This is a genomic window from Aliikangiella litoralis, assembly GCF_052495765.1.
Map to the genome: position 1 here is coordinate 4,301,604 of NZ_CP199292.1, position 16,616 is coordinate 4,318,219.

A 16,616-nucleotide genomic window follows, 5' to 3' on the forward strand; every position below is an offset into this window, starting at 1 on the left:
ATTATGGCTGCAATAATCGATCCAATGCGCTACCTCTTTCTTCAACTGATGACATTAACTTTACTTGCACTTCAAATTGACGAGATAACGTAATCATATTGGTCAGTTCTTCAACCACACTGACATTACTCGATTCTAAAACACCACTTTCCAAAGTTACTGCTGCATCAGCTTCAAATGGCTCTCCTTCTAAACTATAAAATAAACCTTGTTGATTTTTTTCTAACGTTGCAGGATCAGGGTTGACCATTTTTATTCGATCAACAACGGCTATTGCGTTAGCCTCTGCGCCAACCGGCAATATGGTGACAGTACCATCTTTAGCAATATCGATTTTTTCAAATGGTGGCAAAGCAATCGGTCCGCCTTCACCTAAAATGGGTTGGTTAACGGCATTCAATAACTCACCATTAGCCGTCACTTTTAAATCACCACGGCGAGTTAATACTTCTTCGCCCCCTTCATTTTGAGTAACAAACCAACCTTCACCACGTATTGCAATATCAAGATTACGTCCTGTTGTTTTAACCGCTCCTTGTTCAAAGTTATGCCCAGGTCGTTCACTCATTGCAAAAGCACGGGTTGGATGCCCATCGCCATAAACAGGCATTGAGCGAAATTGTGCTAAATCAGCTTTAAAGCCTGTTGTTTTAGCATTTGCCAAATTATTGGCGGCATTCGCTTGAGCGAGAGAGGTTTCTCTCGCACCAGTCATGGAAATGTAAAGCATGTTATCCATTATTTTTTCTCTTCATTACAAAATTTAAAACCACACAACTTATCAATGATGAAACTAACGAATATTGATAATGGCTTGTGTTACGGTATTATTAGTCTCAATTGATTTTGCATTGGCTTGAAAGTTTCTTTGCGCAGCAATCAATTGTACTAACTGTTCGGTTAAATCAACGTTGGAAACCTCTAACGCACCAGATCGTATTTGCCCAAAACTAGAAGTCAGCGCTTCGCCAACTAATGGACTACCAGAGTCGATAGTATCTTCCCAAGAGTTATTGCCTATTTGTGCTAAACCTTGAGCATTTTGAAATCTCGCCATTGCAATTTTTCCAAGTGCCGTTGTTTGTCCGTTACTAAAATTAGCACGTACAACTCCTGTATCTGAAATTTCCACACCGGTTAATCGGCCAATAGGAAAACCATTTTGATCTAATACATTCACTGTAAAAGGTGATGAAAACTGAGTGGTGCCATTATTCGCGTAATTAAAACTGATTGTTTGAGTGGGATCTGAACCATTTAAAAAATCAATGGCCGTTGTTGTAATTGGGTCGGGCGTATTGGAAAGATAACCACCAGAATTATCAAAGTCAGTTACATGATAAAGCTGACCACCTGATCCAGCAGTCCCACCAGTAATATCAATGGGTAAAACTGCGCCATTAGCATCTGTTGTATTGTAATAAGTTGCCCACTGATTATCTGCAACCTTCACATAATAAGCTGTCACTACATGACTTTCACCTAATGAATCAAATACGGTTAACGAAGTCGACGCATTAAAAGTAGAAGGTTGTAATGGATCAAATGCTAACGGATTTAAAATTCCGCCATTAGCAGGCAAATTAACACCAACATCCACTAAAGAAGTCACAGTTGGAACACCCGCTGTTTGTGGTAACTGTAATGCTATTGTGCTAGATAAACTAGTTGCAGTCACAGTACCATCGGCATTTACTGGGAAAACCTGAAGCCTCGCACCAGCGTTATTCACCACAAATCCATTACTATCAACACCTAACTCACCATTACGAGTAAAGGTATTATTTTCATTACCCTCGCTTGGAGAAAGCACAAAAAAACCTTCACCAGAAACCGCCAAATCAAGCGTGTTAGAAGTAAACTCTAAGTTACCTTGATTAAATTGCTGCGCAACATTGGCTAACAAAACCCCGTTACCAATTGTTGTACTTGAACTCCCAAAAGAAGTTGTTGAAAAAATATCAGCAAATTCTGTGCGAGACTCTTTAAAGCCTGTTGTGCTTACGTTAGCAATATTATTAGCGGTTACATTAAGCTCTGCTTGCGCTGCATTCAAACCACTAAGCGCTGTATTAAATGACATAACTTCTCTCCTATTTAACCAATTTCTTTTACTTCACTAAATTCAATTTGTCCCAACCCTGTTAAGTTCAACAAGATTCGACCTTCAGCCCCACCAAGATTGACACTTTCAACTCGTGCAACCACAGAGGTTTTTAACTGTTCAGTTGCTCCTCCTACTTGACCATAAGCGGCAATGGTATATTTACCAGATGGCATTCTTTCACCATTGCTATTATTGCCATCCCAAATAAAATCTAAATCGCCAGCTTCTTGTGTTCCCACTTCAATACTTCGTACCACCTGACCCGCTTCATCTTTAATTTCAAACCGAATGTTGGTAGTGGTTGACTCCAAATTAAGCTGGCCAGCAATTGCTGATTCATTTAATAAAAAACCTTCATTACCAGGAATTAATACGTTTCTTCCAACTAAAGCTGAAGCTTGTAGTGCTTGGTTAGATGTCATAGAGTTTGATAATTCACCAAATTGATTCACCAATGTTTGTAAACTATCCAAACTGGCAAATTGTGACATTTGTGAAATAAACTCTTTATTATCAACTGGTGATAACGGATCTTGGCTCGCTAACTGAGTCGTCAATATGGCTAAAAAATCAGCTTGCCCAAGTTCTTTTTTTATTTCGCGACTTGGTGCTTCATGAGTCTGCAAACCAATATTGGAATAATCTGTGGTATTAACTGGAGATGGCATAGTAGGACTCTCTTTCTAGACTACTGACCCAACGATAGGGTTTTGGTTAATAAATGTTTGGTCATATTGGCAACTTGAACATTGGATTGATATGAGCGTGAAGCAGATATCATGTTTGCCATTTCTTCAACCATGTTAATGTTGGGCGCATATACATACCCTTTTTCATCAGCGATAGGATTATCTGGTTGGTATCGCGCAACCGCAGCAGCCTGACTTTCAACAATGCCATTAATTCGAACCCCCGCTTGAGCTTGGTTCATTTGGCCATTAGCCGATACGCCATTAAGCACTGCTTCAAAAACAGGATGTCTGGCCTTATAAGTTTGCTCGGTGCTGCTAGCCACACTATCAGCATTAGCAATGTTACTTGCCGTCGTATTCAGCCTGACACTTTGTGCTGCCATGCCTGAACCGCTGATGTTAAAAATATCGTAAAGCCCCATCGTTTTCTCCAAATCTCTAACTATTATCTGCTACTTGTTTAATCATGACAGATTGATTCATCATTACTTTACTCACCACGTATGGCTTTCATTAACCCTTTAACTTTTCCATCTAAAAAACGCAAAGTTGCTTGATATTGCATTGCGTTTTCAGCAAATTTGGTTTGCTCAACTTGTGCATCAACCGAGTTACCATCGCCTGTGTCTGGTTGAAATGGTACTCGATACGATAGCCCTGGAATGTCTGTTCCAATTCGGCTATCAATATGTTTGGCTGAAGTTCTTTTCAGTCCACTTGCCAGGTTAGATTGAGCTTGTAACAGCGCTTGGGAAAAATCGATATCTCTTGCTTTAAAGTTAGGCGTATCGGCATTGGCTAAGTTGTTAGCTAAAACTTCAGCACGTTGAGAGCGTATATTTAATGCCGCCTCATGTACTCCGAATGCTTTCTCAAAATTAATTGACATCGTTTTTCCACCGCTGGTTTCTACTGTGATTTTTACAGGCCTCTGACCGCCTTCGCTTTTAAATCACTAGTAGAAATGCAAGGGTTATGCCAACTCAAGTCGAACGAAAATACTAGGGATAGGGATTAAACAGGATCTATTTTTGGGGCAAATGCGGCAATTGAGTACCGTAAAAGCGGCAATTAAAAGTGACAGGGTTTTTATTGGTTTACCCGGTTTGAGATATTAAAAAGAGCCAAAATGAAGTAAAGAAAATCAGGGTGCTTACCGAGTCTTGAGAGTGAATGGTGACAGCCCTGACTCAGAAACATATCGATAGGCAGTTACTATACGGTTCACCTTTAAATAAGTATCTATTTATTCTAATTAGCGTATGCTATTGAAGACTGCTGTAAAATAGGAACAATATGATGGAAGGTATTAGTGATATTAAAATTGTTAGCCTCGATGAATTACGCCCTCCCAGAATACGTAAAGAGCCTTATATTAATCTCTATTTTAAGTTATCTCACTCAGCGCCAAAACGCTGGTGTGCCGATTTTACTCAACTAACTTCAAAATCAGAATTTTCAGTCAAAATAGATTCAAAAAAAGGAGAGTTCATTGAAACCTGGGTTCGTAAACCAGAACAAATAGAAAAACTATTTCAGTACTTAAAAGAAAATATTAAAATTTGCAATGAAAATTATATTGCTAGAATTCATTCAGAAGCACAGGCTGAGCAATCAAAAAATAGTGTTGTTGATGATGAAGGTGAACAAGGACAATTAAATAAAATTATTGCTAATTTAAATTTTGATGATTAATTAAGGAAAATCGACTCGAGTGGAATTCATTACGGTTTCAATAATTTTGATACCTTCGTGTTCCCAACGTTTTTTTTCATCACTACAATCATAAAAAAACTGTCCCATATTAATCAATAAATAACCAGTGTTGAGCGGTAAAACATGAAAAATAGCTCTTCGACTTTCATTGGTTGAAAAACGAATCCATTCATTACCATGAATCAGCACTACCTGATAATCATCAGGGTGTTTAATTGATTCTCTTTCAATATCTTTTTGTATATCCTCTGCATAATGCTCAACGGGATAACCACCATTTTCTACATAAAAATCGTGACAAGATTGACGAATTTGATAATTAAGTCCACCTTCCTCTTCATAAGTAGCATCTATTAATTGCTTTAAATAATGAATCATACTATCCGTTTGTATATCGTTAAGTGGATAATCTTTTTTAACAGGCACTACCTGCCATTCCATTGTCATATACCCAATCGATTGGATCCCATGTTTAAACCAGCTTCCCCTGTACCACCAGGTATCACTTGCAATACATGCCCCTTGAAAAAAACGTGTGGCAAGTTGAATATTTTCTATTTCATGACTTTGGGAAATATCAAAATAAGATGGGCCTTTTTTAAAATCAAACTTACCCACTGCTGAAGTAGGAAATTGATAAGATAACTTAATCCCTGAGAGCGAGGTTGTATAAGTCTGTGGGCGATTAAAATCAGCTCCACCATGTGTCAAACCCAATAAGCTGGGCCACCTTTTTGCTGTTTTTAAAATCAATCAGTAATCCCTTAACACACTAATCATCAGGAAAATCGACTCGTGTGGAATTCATTACGGTATCAATAATTTTGATGCCTTCGTGTTCCCAAGAGTCTTTAACATCGCGACAATCATAATAAAACCGGGCCATATTGACTAATAAAAAATCTCGGTTGAGGGGTAACACATGAAAGACTTCATTTCTTCTTTCGTAAGTTGAAAAACGAACCCACTCATTACCATGAATCGACACTACCTGATAGTCATCAGGGTGTTTGATGGATTTCTTTTTGATCATTCGTTGAATATCCTCAGCATAATGCTCAACAGGATAGCCACCATTTCGTACATAAAAATCATAACAAGACTTACGAATTCTATCATTATCGCCGCCCTCATTTTCATACACACCATAAATAAAAGCTTTTAAATACTCAATAATGTTGTCTGATTTCAAATTTGTTATTGCATAGCTTTTATCCATAGGAAAAACTTCCCATACCACTCTCATATGGCCAATTGGGTCAAACCCTTGCTTAAACCAACTCCCCCAGTACCACCAAGTATTAGTAGCAAACCGATATCCTTCAAAAAATGACATTGAGTCTTTACCAGTACCATCTTTTAAATTCACCACAGGGATATGCTCTTCAAGATAAGAATCACCATAGAGAGAAACCGGAAACTGATAAGTTAACTCAATACCCGATAAAGAAGTAGTAAACGTTTGCAGACGTTTAAAATCAGCCCCCCCTTGAGTAAAGCCTAAGAAACTCAATGGTCTGCTAATGGTTTTTAAAATCAAAATATTAAATTCCTTTAGTTAAACTTTAATCTTTTGTTGTCGCATATAGCGCTCAACCCATCTGGCTCGTTTATCTTTACCCGCTTCCATTAAGTGTCGATGATAGGTGTTAATGCCCATAAAAGGCAAGGTGTGAGGACTTACCGCTTCATCAGCAAAAAAGACACTATAGCTAAACATTAAGCTCCGCCGCCATGCCGACCAATCATTGCCACCTGCCATATTGGGTACTATATCAAAGGGATTAGCATTATGCCCGCTCACTTTTAAGCCCAACTCACGCGCCAGACGCTCAACTTCTTGAACCTGACAACCAATGGAATGTAAAGCCATTTGTTGATTGGTTAAACGAATAGTTTGCGTGCGGTTTTTAATCACCTTAAGGGCTTGTTGCAAAATAATACCACCTTGGCTGTGCGCCACCCAATTGACCGGCAAACCTTGACGGGCCACCTGCACCAGAATGGCCGATAAATGATTGGCATTCAGACTCGCTTTATTCTGTTTATCCCAACCACACTCCCATAAATCATGCAGGGTACTTTCTGTAGGGTTATGTACCAAGGTGTAGCTATCAAAGTCCTGACCACGATAAGCCCAATCTAAATGAGTGCCCATTAGCCACATGGCTTTCTCCAAATTATTTTTCATCCCATTAATTGCGGCATAGCGAGTGATAACTTCCGAAACTGGTTTTATATCTTTTATATCCCAAGCATCTTCCAGTGATTTAATATCATCATAGTGAATATCCTGAGTAATCCGCTTGGATTTATCCTTTCGTGTGACCAGATACATAGCCGTTCGCTCATGTTTAGCGGGATTTTTTGGCCCTAACATATCATCATCCAGCACCATATCATCAATCACCACCTTCTGATCAGGCAACAACAAATAGCGAATTTTATAATGATACAATCCATGACAATAACCACTTTTTACCCAACGCATGGCAGGCCTTAGCCGATTACGATAACTATTAGGATCATTCGGATTTTTTTCTAAACGCACACAATCTTTTAACACCATTAGCCGATCGAATTCATTCAAACAACAGAGTGAATTGATGGCCTGTGTAGTAAAGGTGGTTTTGGTCAGTTTGCGACCATACTGCTCTGCTTTCGTTGCAAAGGCTTGATCATATTGAGTAATATGCTGTTTTAAATATTGCCAGGTGTGATTTTTCCAGGCTTGTTGTTGTGCTTTTGAGGGAAGTGACACCCTACGTTCAAAACTCATTTTAACTGTTTCCTTATCCTTGTTTTGCAGGCGTTTTAGTCTACTTAATTAAAAAGGCAACTCAAGTGGTATTACCACTTCATTTTAATTGATAAGCCAAATTGTGAACCGCTTTGCAAAATTATTTTTTAAATTCATTAATAAAAAGTGATTAAATATCGGGAAATATTTTATTTTTTAATCGATTAATTTCTTTCTCTTTTAAAAAATTAGTAATCGTTTCAACAAAATCGATATCAATATAACTCACATCTCTAAATGCATTAGCCGCATAGCTTTTTGAACTAATATCAACACCTAAATGAATCAACTCAATTTCTAAACAATGTTCCACTCGATGAAAATTGCAACATAATGAGTAAACCAAAAGCTGCTCTCTTTCATTTTTAAACCGCTTGAGAAAAGTCATCAAATACTCCGCAGAGATCCCCGCAATATCTCTTACTTCAATCAGCGTTTGCTCTAATCTTTTTGATGAATCAGGCATACAGAATTCCTTTTAATTTAGTACTCCCTCAACAAACTTTGAGAGGTTTTATTAGTTAATAAAAAACTGGCCATACAGCTTATGAGCTGAAGAAGTAATTGCTCAAATGACCAGAAACAAACCTCGTTTTTTATGCTAGCAGTGAAAAATCTCATAAACCGTTCACCCACGCTCACCCAGCTCTCAAACTAGGTAAAGATAAGTTGCCTATAAAGTACTTAAGCATTTATAAATGCACAGCAATACCTTCTCGCATAGTCGAGAAAACAACTTATCTAAAACAGGTGGAGAAAATCTTAATTACAAGATTTTTTCTTTAAAAAGCAGAACGTTAAATGTAAGGCATAAAAATTAGTGATAAACCCAATAGACAAAAAGGGTTTGAGAAACTGGGGTCGCGTTGTTAGCCGCGACGTTATATAATGGACAAACGTCATTGTTAGTCTCCTTGTCAGATTAACATTGGCCAGTCAATAACTGAGGGCTGCCACCCTCGACCTTTGACGGCCGCTAACTTACTATGTTGCATAGGGGTTGGCGGTTTCTTACTTAAGCTTGCTACCAGTGAAAGCCGATTTACACTTCCAAAAATCATGGAGCAAGCTGCAAGATATTTTCCAACAGCAAGCAACCGGAAGGTTAGCATAAATTAAGTTAATGTGCATAGCGCTCACTTTAATTTTTTTACTTCTCTTTTTTATATTTTTTTACTTATATAACTACAAAAATAGCTTTATTTTAAGCATTCGTAATTAATAACAATACTTTTTAAATTGCTAACCAAAGCATTGGCTAACTGAAAAATAGTTTCACTGAATTATTGATTGCATCATTATCATTTATGCAAAATATATATTGACAATTATTCTGTGTCAACTATTATTTGCATCATTACCATTTATGTAGAAAAAGTATGTTGCTTGGAGATATTGCTAAATTGAGTGCAGGGTATCCTTTTCGAGGGAAAATACCTGAATTAAAAAATTCTGGTGTTTTTTGTATTCAAATGAAAGATATTCCCTCATATGGCGAATTAAGCTGGACCAACCTTACTGAAGTGAAACTAACCGGTAAACGCCCACCCAACTTACTCACTAAAGGCGATATTATTTTTAATGCTCGTGGTAATATTAACAAAGCATATCATCTAGACAATAAGCCAACCAATGACACTGTTTGTGCCCCCTACTTTTTCATTTTAAGAATTAAACCAGCTTATATCGGTGTCGCATTTAGTGGTTTCATTGCATGGCAAATTAACCAACAACCAGCTCAAAACTATTTCTCCCGCGAAGCCGAAGGTTCTGTCACCAAAAGTATTCGACGTACTGTGCTGGAGAAAATGCCAATTGTCATTCCAGACTTACAACAGCAACGAACTATCATAGCGCTTGAGCAAGCACTAACCAAGGAAAAGTTAACTTACCAGAAACTATTGGATAATTCCCAAAAAATAATGAATAAGCTCACTGCTGAGATCTACTTATCTCATGGAGTAAAAATAAAATGAGCATACAAAAAACACATGGCGATAAAGGAAGTTTTGCAGCAAAACAAGAAAGATTCAATCAAATTTTATGGAGTGCCAGGCACATCTTTCCCAATAATATCAAGCGAGAGGTTTATGGAAAATTACTACTAGTAATTGCCTTTCTTAAGTTTATGTCTGATCTGACACAAAACAAAGCCTCACTAACACCCAAGCTTGATGATAAAAACAATGCGTCAATTGAAGCTTGTGAAGAACAATTAAAAATATCTCAAAAACATAGTTTTTATAAGTTGTGGCAAAGCCGACATAAAACAGGTATTGGAAAACGAATTAATCAAACACTACAGGCAATAGAAGAAGCCAATGCAAAATATTTAAAAAGCGGTAAGTTTTCAGTATTCCAAAATATTGATTTCGATAATAAACAACTTGGTAACCAGCAGCAAAGAAACACAGTGCTATGCAACTTACTTGACTACTTTAATCAAAGCGAACTGGCACTCGATATTTCATTACAAGAGCAGATTACCATTAATAGTAACGGCTTTAAGTTTTTAATTGAAAAGCTGGCGACATCCAAAAACGATACACAACAATCCCAAACACCCACTGCGATTTCAAATTTAATTGCAACACTGCTAGCACCTCAGCCGGGTGATTGTATTTATGATCCAGTATGCGGTTCAGCCACATTGTTGATTCAATGTGGTCGAAAAATATTTGAGCATTATAAAACCAGCCATTACCGACTATACGGCCAAGAACTCAACCACGACATGTGGGCAGTAGCACAAATGAATCTACTAGTACATGGTGAAACCGATCAACGTGTAGTGCAAGGCGATGTAATCGTTGAACCCGGTTTATTAGATAGCAAAGGCCAATTAATGCGTTTTGATGTAGTTGTTGCCAACCCACCATTCAATAGTGACAACTGGAGTTACCTTCATGCAGCGAATGATCCATTTTTACGCTTTGCGAGAGGTATACCACCGAAAAGCAAAGGAAACTATGCATTTATACTGCATATGATTGAGTCCTTAAAATCCGATACTGGAAGAATGGCTGTAACAGTACCACATGGCGTATTATTTAGAGGTGGTAGTGAACAAGAAATCAGAGCAAAACTGATTGAAGAAAACTTACTAGATGCAGTAATTGGTTTGCCTGAGAAAATATTTACTAATGCCAATGTTTCTGTTGCATTATTAATTTTTAGAAAAAATAAAATCGATAATAAAATATTATTTATCGATACAAATAAACCTCGCAAAGCAGCAAAAAACTCAACAAAGCTTTCAGCAAAAGAAGCTGAGGGGGTATCAACAGTTTATTACCAATATAGCCAAGCTAGTAGTCGTTTAGTGGTTAAAGAAGCCCCCATAAAGCCTCACATAACGCAAAATATTCACGAAAAAATTTATACTAATGAAAAACGTATTTCATTAGTCAAACAACATGCTTATGTGGCTTCTTTAGATGAGGTAAGAAACAACAATTATAATTTAAACATATCCCATTACATTGACAACTCTAATAACCAGCCAGCGGCAGAATGGGATAAACTATTTCAAGAGCGTAAAGAATTAAAAGTGCAGTTGGGTGATTTAGAAAATGAAATAGAAAAACATTTAAAGGATTTAGGTTATCAAGGCTAGTTGAAACTTTACTTAAAATAAGTAATTATTAGTCAGAGTAATACTCATACTACTATGACTTAGTTTTTTAATTTATTAAAATGGTAGGGTTATACTATTTATGCGATGAAACATTATTTGATGAGAACTTAAATAATAACCCACGTACTTTCTAGAAAGTCATCTTCTATACTTGATTTAATTGACAGAGTGTTTTCTAATAAATCCGTTTTCTGTATTATTGTGATTTATTGAAAATAATAAGCTGTTAGGTGAGAAATGAAACTCATTAAATTAATCACTGTGTTGTTTACTGTTGCATTTCTTTCGAGTTGTATTACTTATACTCCGAAAGATTTAAAAATATCGAATGTAACCAAAGTAGACAAAGAGAACTTATTACTTACCGTAGGTGAAACTATCCATCATTCATGGATTGAAGGCGAGTTTATAGTGGTAAAACTATCTACAAAAAAAGATTTAATTAAATATACACAGAAAAAAAGCTACCCTCTTAATTATGATGCAAACTTTTGTGAAGAGCCTGATTCACCTTTACATACTTTTGGTTTGTACGTCGAAAAGGCAAGTGACACCTCAAAACTAGAGGCAATATTAGGTGATAACTATTCAAATATCATTAATACGGTTGATTTCAGCTATTTAAACTATTACGTACTAATCCCTGTTTATTTCTCAAAAGACATAGAGATATATGGTAGGCCAGAGAGGAAAAATGCTGTTTTCTACAAAAAATATAACCTTACCGAACACCCAAGAGATTTATGCTTAAAAATCAATGGTTCATTTTTTGGCCTTGGTTTCCGGTCAAATTCTGTCGTCCTGACGCACGAAAAAATCAAACAGATAATGTTGGAAAAATAGCAATGATATTGCCTAACATTAAAATAAGATTGAACAACCACTATTTAAAACGCATCATTTTGGTGCAACTTTATATTTGGTATTTCATAATTTATTGAAAATATTAATAAGAAGTGACTGTCCAGTTTTTTCAGCGTTAGTGGATACGGGCGTAATTGACTTCGGTGATATTGATAATCCATTTGCTCATCGATTTTTCTTGGTTACACATAACCCGAAAGTCCAAGAGTTGGAATTATATAGGGATGCAAAATTTTACAAAGCTATTTTTAGGTTGCACAGGAATTGGATAGCGTATAGAGAAAAAATGAATATAAAGACATCAACCGAAAACTCTCTTGCGAACTTTCACTTGTATCAGGAATTATCAGCCTAACCAAAAGCTAAAGCGGAAGAGCAATACAGCAATTACAGACAGTCACTTTACAGCCTACCAGCAATCATATATGTCTGTAATTATGTTTTCTGTGCGGAACCGCATGCAGGGTGGTGTGGGGGCTGGAGGTTAGAGACCTCCGGCTACCCGATTAGCTTAATGTATGTTAAGAAATGCTCTATAAGCAGGATGAATAGACCATACTATATTGTCATTTCTATTTTCTACTGATTTGTATAAATCTGGATCATCTGTAAAGTGAGTAAATGTTTTTTTGTCATCATAAATTCTTGAAATTAGACCCAATCTATATAAAAAATCACCAAGATCTTCATGCTCTGCATAAGCTTTCCCATCGACACAAGGAATGGCATCTGCATCTCGACCTCGAACAAAATTCTCCTCGAGAATTAAAAAGAGCAATTACAGACAGTCACTTTACAGCCAATCACCGACACACTCAACGGTTAATTGCTGCATGGTTTTTCCTATATTGCTGATTCAATAACACCTTGCGATTTGTAACAATAACCCTCCTTTCAATTTATCAAGGATGATAAATGGCTATTCCCAGAAGAGAACAAATTGACTCCGAAAACCCCGGTTATTATCATTTAATCAGCCGCTGTGTACGACGAAGCTTTCTATGTGGGTTTGATGCCGAGACAGGGATTAACTATGAACATCGCCGTCAATGGATTGAAAACCGTCTTCTTCAATTGGCTGATGTATTTGCCATTGAAGTCTACGCCTATGCCGTAATGAGTAATCATTATCACTTAGTGGTTTACTCCAATCCTAAAGCCCCTGAGCAATGGTCAGATTTAACGGTTGCAGAGCGTTGGTTAAAGGCTTTTCCCGGTAAAATCGATAAACCAGAATTTCAGCAACAGCGTCAGTTACGTTTACAAGCAATTGTTAATGATAAAGAGTTATTAGCCACCTATCGAAAACGATTAGGGGACATATCCTGGTTAATGCGACGTTTAAATGAGCCTTTGGCTCGATTGGCCAATTTAGAAGATGGCTGTAAAGGACATTTCTGGGAGTCTCGGTTTACTTCACAAGCACTACTGGATGAGTCTGCGGCGCTGGCTTGTATGGCCTATGTCGATTTAAACCCTATTCGTGCAGGAATGAGTGAGTCGTTGCAAAACAGTGAGCACACTAGTATTCAAAAAAGGGTTAACACAATGACCGTTAAACAACTTAATCGGGCCGTCACTTCAATGGCAGGAAACATAAAAGCACGTTGTTTAAATTTGAAACTCAACGATTATATTGAGCTGGTGGAGTGGACAGGAAAAAAGATTGCCTATCCCAATAAAACCGCAATACCGCCTCATATTCAATCGGTATTAGCCCAGTTGAATATCAATCACTCTCACTGGCTTAGCCAAATTCAACATTACGGCACCAATTATGGTCGATTTGTTGGTTGTATTCACTCGATTAAAGCCAAGGTGGTGCAACTAGAACAACGATGGATTCAAGGGAGTCGACAATTACAGCAACTTTTTAGTTCAGTCTAAAGTGAAAATATAAAAACCAATTCCCAACTGCTCGTTAACCACACCGATGGTTATTTCGGCTGCTCTTCATTCAGCAATTTCAAAAAATAATGCTAATTTTTCTGCCATTCGCTTATTCATAATCAATGACAATCAAACCTAACTCTCACACAAGGCTTTAGTTGTTCTTGTTTAAAACCTTTGAGTAGAAAAGTGACTGTCTGTAATTATGTTTGGTAATTATGTTTGGTTCAGACACCATAAAAACCGGAATAAACAACAATACTTAAGGCCAAAAACGCTGGAACCAGAACAAAAAGCCCAATTACTTTATAGCCTCCTTTTGCATATCTACATACTAAAGATGATGCAACAACAGTAAAAGTTGGTATAAACACTGTAGGTATAAGCCCAGGAAAAAACTGCCCATTTTTTACTACTATAGTGTAATTAACCAGTGCCAGAATAGGCACCAAAATACATACTGCTAAAAATATCCAAAACCAATATTTAAGTATACTCTTCAAAAACATCAATATCTGCTAACTGCTAACGATTATTTATATGTAGCCCAAAAATGACTGTCCATGATTATTTTGTAAACAGAGACTCATAATCTAGACCACCTTCTCGCCCCCGATTATATTGCTGTGATTTATTCTGATCATATGGAGAGTTTAAATCATTTTTAATTCTGTCATACAATTGCAAACTAGCTGTGATCTTTGCTTGAAACTGTGCATCATTGTAGTTTGAGCCAACGCTAGGACTTAAACTGCTTTGCGCCACAAGCCTAACATCTTGAGTATTTATAAGTTCATCACCGATAGAAACCATCGAACATTGATTTTGTAAGCTTTCTATTAACCTAGTTTTCCCCGAACCGTTTCTTCCGGTTAAGACTAGAATGCTTCCGTTTAAAACGGCGGGCTCTTTCAGAAGAAAACCTTTATGCTCCTTTGTCCCTTCGATTTTTAGTTGCACTCAATTCTCCTTGAAACTTAACGCCTCAAGCAGCGGCGCGCGTTAGCGCGTCCAGCCACGCAGTGCGATGCTGCCTTGACTTGTTAGGTGCTTTAATACTTTTTATAACTATCAAGTGGCAGCCCTTTCTCTCCAGATATTTTAAGAATGTTACATACGATCTCAAAATACTTCGGTTGTATGCCTTCTATTTCTTTATGTTCGCCATAATCATTTAAAGAGCGAATAGTTTTAAAACTATCCCATCCTCCACTTTGAGCGATGATCTCGTTGACTTCGTGGTGCTTTGTGCAACCATGCTCACGAAATATCTTTATGTATTCGTTAATCTCTTTTGACTCATCTTTAGATAGAGGCTTTCCTCTAATAACTGACTCTGAAACCTGCTGCTTACTAGAATACTCTCGGTAGAGGAATACCATCTTACTGAATCTATCCGGGCCAGCGGATACTAGTAATTGCAGTTCCTGCCATGAGAGCCTTGTAATATTGGTGATGTGGATAGTGCTTGTTCGTCCTTTTCTATTAGAGACCTGAACGGCTTCATTCACATTGAAGTTTGCTATTTCTCTATATAGATTTACGTCATAGTCAATTTTCAAAGCGACCTCTAATTTTCCCGTTCCTGGCACCTAACGCCCTAAGCAGGCGAATGTAGTTTTATTTCGCTTGCCTTTACTTGTTAGCACCTTTTATTCAATTCCGAAATTATACTTTTTCGATGTTCAGCATTAAAACGCATTAAATCAATTATTATTTTTTGGGATTCTGCTTGTATCGTTAAGACCTTGCTAATAATACCTGAGACTTTATAACTCTTATACTCAGACCATTTAACCGTGTCGCGTTCTGCCATATGCTCATAATGAAGTCCATCATCAGAAAACTCTATAGCATATTCCTCCACCTTGGATGAGCCTGAATTAAAAATGAAAAGCCAAAGAGTAATCATCGCAGGGACAAAAATGAGACTGACTACATAAAGTTGAATAAAGCCAGTTGATGGTCCATAACCCAGAATAGTTCCGATAGTGAGCATGATGCCAAAAGAAATTATTCCAAGTATGGCATTCCTCAATCGATAAATAATACTTTGTAATTTTCCCTGCGAATATTTCAAGTTCCGAATTCCTTTGTAGTGCTAACAGCTGATTGAATGCAGTAAATCTCATTAATATTCAAACAACCGTTTAACTGCATTTCGACTTTTTAATAATTATCAAATACTTACCTAACTTCATAGCTATGTCAAGGGGGGGGAGCTTGTTTGAGTCGTATTTTAATACATCATTAATACAAGAAAGTAAAAATGAGCCGATCACCAAAAACAAAATTTATGTGGCTAGTTAGAACCCAAATTCGTACCTTACACTATTCCTATTAAACAGAAAAAACCTATGTACAATGGATTAAGCGATTTATCCATTTTTACAATCTTAAACATCCCAAAGACATAGGAGCGGAAGATGTGACCAACTTTTTGACTCACTTAGCCGTTGTTAGAAAAGTATCTCCAGCAACACAAAATCAAGCGCTGTGCACACTAGTACTTTTGTATAAAAAAGTACTGGAAACACCACTATGTAAGACTGTATCCAGACCAATCCAAATTAAATCAATCTCAATACTCAGAGGTCAACACTCCCTCATAAGCTTCAGACGCCATCACCGGAGTAAACTCGGTAATAGAATAAGAAGCAGCACCTGCTTGAACAAATGGATCAGACTCTAAGAGCGATATCAGCTCACCTTTATTGGAATGCTTTGAAATAATAATACCGCCTGTTCTCGGCTCTTTACGTCCGCCAAACAGTAAATTGTTAGCCTTATATTCTTTGGCCAGATAGTTTCGGTGTAAGTCCGTTAGTTCTGGCGTTATTTTGCTCATATCATTAAAGTTCATATCAACTAGAAACATATTTTCCTCGTTTTTTACTATCTTCTGGGTTA

General features: G+C 37.1%; 21 protein-coding genes. 6 read left to right on the forward strand and 15 right to left on the reverse strand.

Features of this window, described 5'->3' with window-relative positions; all coding sequences use genetic code 11:
- Position 1 precedes the first annotated feature (1 nt).
- From flgF to flgB, 5 genes are all read right to left on the reverse strand, one after another.
- Complete coding sequence (flgF, locus tag ACT5E3_RS17890; RefSeq protein WP_444994910.1) at positions 2 to 739, reverse strand: flagellar basal-body rod protein FlgF; 738 nt, start codon at positions 737 to 739, stop codon at positions 2 to 4.
- Positions 740 to 793: 54 nt separating this feature from the next.
- On the reverse strand, positions 794 to 2,083 hold the full coding sequence (gene flgE, locus ACT5E3_RS17895; protein ID WP_444994911.1) for a flagellar hook protein FlgE: 1,290 nt from the start codon (positions 2,081 to 2,083) through the stop codon (positions 794 to 796).
- Positions 2,084 to 2,097: 14 nt separating this feature from the next.
- The gene (locus ACT5E3_RS17900) at positions 2,098 to 2,775 is read right to left on the reverse strand and encodes a flagellar hook assembly protein FlgD (RefSeq protein WP_444994912.1); all 678 of its coding nucleotides are present in this window, start codon (positions 2,773 to 2,775) and stop codon (positions 2,098 to 2,100) included.
- Between the two features lie 20 nt (positions 2,776 to 2,795).
- On the reverse strand, positions 2,796 to 3,221 hold the full coding sequence (gene flgC / locus ACT5E3_RS17905) for a flagellar basal body rod protein FlgC (protein ID WP_444994913.1): 426 nt from the start codon (positions 3,219 to 3,221) through the stop codon (positions 2,796 to 2,798).
- 68 nt (positions 3,222 to 3,289) lie between these two features.
- Positions 3,290 to 3,688, reverse strand: a complete 399-nt coding sequence (gene flgB / locus ACT5E3_RS17910; RefSeq protein ID WP_444994914.1) for a flagellar basal body rod protein FlgB — start codon at positions 3,686 to 3,688, stop codon at positions 3,290 to 3,292.
- A gap of 407 nt (positions 3,689 to 4,095) precedes the next feature.
- On the opposite strand from flgB, the gene ACT5E3_RS17915 reads away from it, so the two are divergent.
- Complete coding sequence (locus ACT5E3_RS17915) at positions 4,096 to 4,494, forward strand: hypothetical protein (RefSeq protein WP_444994915.1); 399 nt, start codon at positions 4,096 to 4,098, stop codon at positions 4,492 to 4,494.
- Here ACT5E3_RS17915 and ACT5E3_RS17920 read toward each other — a convergent pair whose 3' ends face one another.
- From ACT5E3_RS17920 to ACT5E3_RS17935, 4 genes are all read right to left on the reverse strand, one after another.
- Entirely contained in the window at positions 4,495 to 5,268 is a 774-nt protein-coding gene (locus tag ACT5E3_RS17920) for a hypothetical protein (RefSeq protein WP_444994916.1), read from the reverse strand.
- 19 nt (positions 5,269 to 5,287) lie between these two features.
- A complete protein-coding gene (locus ACT5E3_RS17925; RefSeq protein WP_444994917.1) occupies positions 5,288 to 6,055 on the reverse strand; it encodes a hypothetical protein in 768 nt (255 codons plus the stop codon).
- Positions 6,056 to 6,073: 18 nt separating this feature from the next.
- Positions 6,074 to 7,294, reverse strand: a complete 1,221-nt coding sequence (locus ACT5E3_RS17930; protein WP_444994918.1) for a hypothetical protein — start codon at positions 7,292 to 7,294, stop codon at positions 6,074 to 6,076.
- Between the two features lie 151 nt (positions 7,295 to 7,445).
- Positions 7,446 to 7,781, reverse strand: a complete 336-nt coding sequence (locus ACT5E3_RS17935) for a hypothetical protein (protein ID WP_444994919.1) — start codon at positions 7,779 to 7,781, stop codon at positions 7,446 to 7,448.
- Positions 7,782 to 8,694: 913 nt separating this feature from the next.
- On the opposite strand from ACT5E3_RS17935, the gene ACT5E3_RS17940 reads away from it, so the two are divergent.
- The 3 genes from ACT5E3_RS17940 to ACT5E3_RS17950 all read left to right on the forward strand — a co-directional run bounded on the left by ACT5E3_RS17940 (position 8,695) and on the right by ACT5E3_RS17950 (position 11,795).
- Complete coding sequence (locus tag ACT5E3_RS17940) at positions 8,695 to 9,291, forward strand: restriction endonuclease subunit S (protein WP_444994920.1); 597 nt, start codon at positions 8,695 to 8,697, stop codon at positions 9,289 to 9,291.
- Positions 9,288 to 10,931 (forward strand): N-6 DNA methylase, encoded by a 1,644-nt coding sequence (locus tag ACT5E3_RS17945; RefSeq protein ID WP_444994921.1) that lies wholly within the window; start codon positions 9,288 to 9,290, stop codon positions 10,929 to 10,931. Before ACT5E3_RS17940 ends, ACT5E3_RS17945 begins: the two co-directional genes overlap by 4 nt.
- Positions 10,932 to 11,189: 258 nt before the next feature.
- Positions 11,190 to 11,795: a hypothetical protein gene (locus ACT5E3_RS17950; protein ID WP_444994922.1), complete on the forward strand. Its 606-nt coding sequence runs from the start codon at positions 11,190 to 11,192 to the stop codon at positions 11,793 to 11,795.
- A 532-nt stretch (positions 11,796 to 12,327) separates the two neighbouring features.
- On the opposite strand, the gene ACT5E3_RS17955 is transcribed toward ACT5E3_RS17950, so the two are convergent.
- Positions 12,328 to 12,594, reverse strand: a complete 267-nt coding sequence (locus tag ACT5E3_RS17955; protein WP_444994923.1) for a hypothetical protein — start codon at positions 12,592 to 12,594, stop codon at positions 12,328 to 12,330.
- A gap of 137 nt (positions 12,595 to 12,731) precedes the next feature.
- Between ACT5E3_RS17955 and ACT5E3_RS17960 the strand changes: the two genes are divergently transcribed.
- Positions 12,732 to 13,703: a transposase gene (locus ACT5E3_RS17960; protein WP_444994924.1), complete on the forward strand. Its 972-nt coding sequence runs from the start codon at positions 12,732 to 12,734 to the stop codon at positions 13,701 to 13,703.
- A gap of 230 nt (positions 13,704 to 13,933) precedes the next feature.
- On the opposite strand, the gene ACT5E3_RS17965 is transcribed toward ACT5E3_RS17960, so the two are convergent.
- The 4 genes from ACT5E3_RS17965 to ACT5E3_RS17980 all read right to left on the reverse strand — a co-directional run bounded on the left by ACT5E3_RS17965 (position 13,934) and on the right by ACT5E3_RS17980 (position 15,786).
- The gene (locus ACT5E3_RS17965; RefSeq protein WP_444994925.1) at positions 13,934 to 14,215 is read right to left on the reverse strand and encodes a hypothetical protein; all 282 of its coding nucleotides are present in this window, start codon (positions 14,213 to 14,215) and stop codon (positions 13,934 to 13,936) included.
- A 58-nt stretch (positions 14,216 to 14,273) separates the two neighbouring features.
- A complete protein-coding gene (locus tag ACT5E3_RS17970) occupies positions 14,274 to 14,666 on the reverse strand; it encodes a hypothetical protein (RefSeq protein WP_444994926.1) in 393 nt (130 codons plus the stop codon).
- Between the two features lie 92 nt (positions 14,667 to 14,758).
- Positions 14,759 to 15,298 carry a hypothetical protein gene (locus tag ACT5E3_RS17975; RefSeq protein WP_444994927.1) on the reverse strand — a complete coding sequence of 180 codons (540 nt, stop codon included), beginning with the start codon at positions 15,296 to 15,298 and terminating at the stop codon, positions 14,759 to 14,761.
- 50 nt (positions 15,299 to 15,348) lie between these two features.
- Entirely contained in the window at positions 15,349 to 15,786 is a 438-nt protein-coding gene (locus ACT5E3_RS17980; RefSeq protein ID WP_444994928.1) for a hypothetical protein, read from the reverse strand.
- A 300-nt stretch (positions 15,787 to 16,086) separates the two neighbouring features.
- Here ACT5E3_RS17980 and ACT5E3_RS17985 point away from each other — a divergent pair, with 300 nt between their 5' ends.
- Positions 16,087 to 16,398 carry a site-specific integrase gene (locus ACT5E3_RS17985; protein WP_444998613.1) on the forward strand — a complete coding sequence of 104 codons (312 nt, stop codon included), beginning with the start codon at positions 16,087 to 16,089 and terminating at the stop codon, positions 16,396 to 16,398.
- On the opposite strand, the gene ACT5E3_RS17990 is transcribed toward ACT5E3_RS17985, so the two are convergent.
- Positions 16,288 to 16,584 carry a YciI family protein gene (locus ACT5E3_RS17990; RefSeq protein ID WP_444994929.1) on the reverse strand — a complete coding sequence of 99 codons (297 nt, stop codon included), beginning with the start codon at positions 16,582 to 16,584 and terminating at the stop codon, positions 16,288 to 16,290. The genes ACT5E3_RS17985 and ACT5E3_RS17990 overlap by 111 nt on opposite strands.
- Positions 16,585 to 16,616 lie beyond the last annotated feature (32 nt).

What these genes read in the sequence shown, in the direction of transcription:
- flgB (WP_444994914.1), bottom strand. Translation starts at nt 3,688, where the DNA reads ATGTCAATTAATTTTGAGAAAGCATTCGGAGTACATGAGGCGGCATTA.
- ACT5E3_RS17950 (WP_444994922.1), top strand. Translation starts at nt 11,190, where the DNA reads ATGAAACTCATTAAATTAATCACTGTGTTGTTTACTGTTGCATTTCTT.
- ACT5E3_RS17945 (WP_444994921.1), top strand. Translation starts at nt 9,288, where the DNA reads ATGAGCATACAAAAAACACATGGCGATAAAGGAAGTTTTGCAGCAAAA.
- ACT5E3_RS17930 (WP_444994918.1), bottom strand. Translation starts at nt 7,294, where the DNA reads ATGAGTTTTGAACGTAGGGTGTCACTTCCCTCAAAAGCACAACAACAA.
- flgF (WP_444994910.1), bottom strand. Translation starts at nt 739, where the DNA reads ATGGATAACATGCTTTACATTTCCATGACTGGTGCGAGAGAAACCTCT.
- ACT5E3_RS17935 (WP_444994919.1), bottom strand. Translation starts at nt 7,781, where the DNA reads ATGCCTGATTCATCAAAAAGATTAGAGCAAACGCTGATTGAAGTAAGA.
- ACT5E3_RS17900 (WP_444994912.1), bottom strand. Translation starts at nt 2,775, where the DNA reads ATGCCATCTCCAGTTAATACCACAGATTATTCCAATATTGGTTTGCAG.
- flgC (WP_444994913.1), bottom strand. Translation starts at nt 3,221, where the DNA reads ATGGGGCTTTACGATATTTTTAACATCAGCGGTTCAGGCATGGCAGCA.
- flgE (WP_444994911.1), bottom strand. Translation starts at nt 2,083, where the DNA reads ATGTCATTTAATACAGCGCTTAGTGGTTTGAATGCAGCGCAAGCAGAG.
- ACT5E3_RS17960 (WP_444994924.1), top strand. Translation starts at nt 12,732, where the DNA reads ATGGCTATTCCCAGAAGAGAACAAATTGACTCCGAAAACCCCGGTTAT.
- ACT5E3_RS17915 (WP_444994915.1), top strand. Translation starts at nt 4,096, where the DNA reads ATGATGGAAGGTATTAGTGATATTAAAATTGTTAGCCTCGATGAATTA.
- ACT5E3_RS17990 (WP_444994929.1), bottom strand. Translation starts at nt 16,584, where the DNA reads ATGTTTCTAGTTGATATGAACTTTAATGATATGAGCAAAATAACGCCA.
- ACT5E3_RS17940 (WP_444994920.1), top strand. Translation starts at nt 8,695, where the DNA reads ATGTTGCTTGGAGATATTGCTAAATTGAGTGCAGGGTATCCTTTTCGA.
- ACT5E3_RS17965 (WP_444994925.1), bottom strand. Translation starts at nt 14,215, where the DNA reads ATGTTTTTGAAGAGTATACTTAAATATTGGTTTTGGATATTTTTAGCA.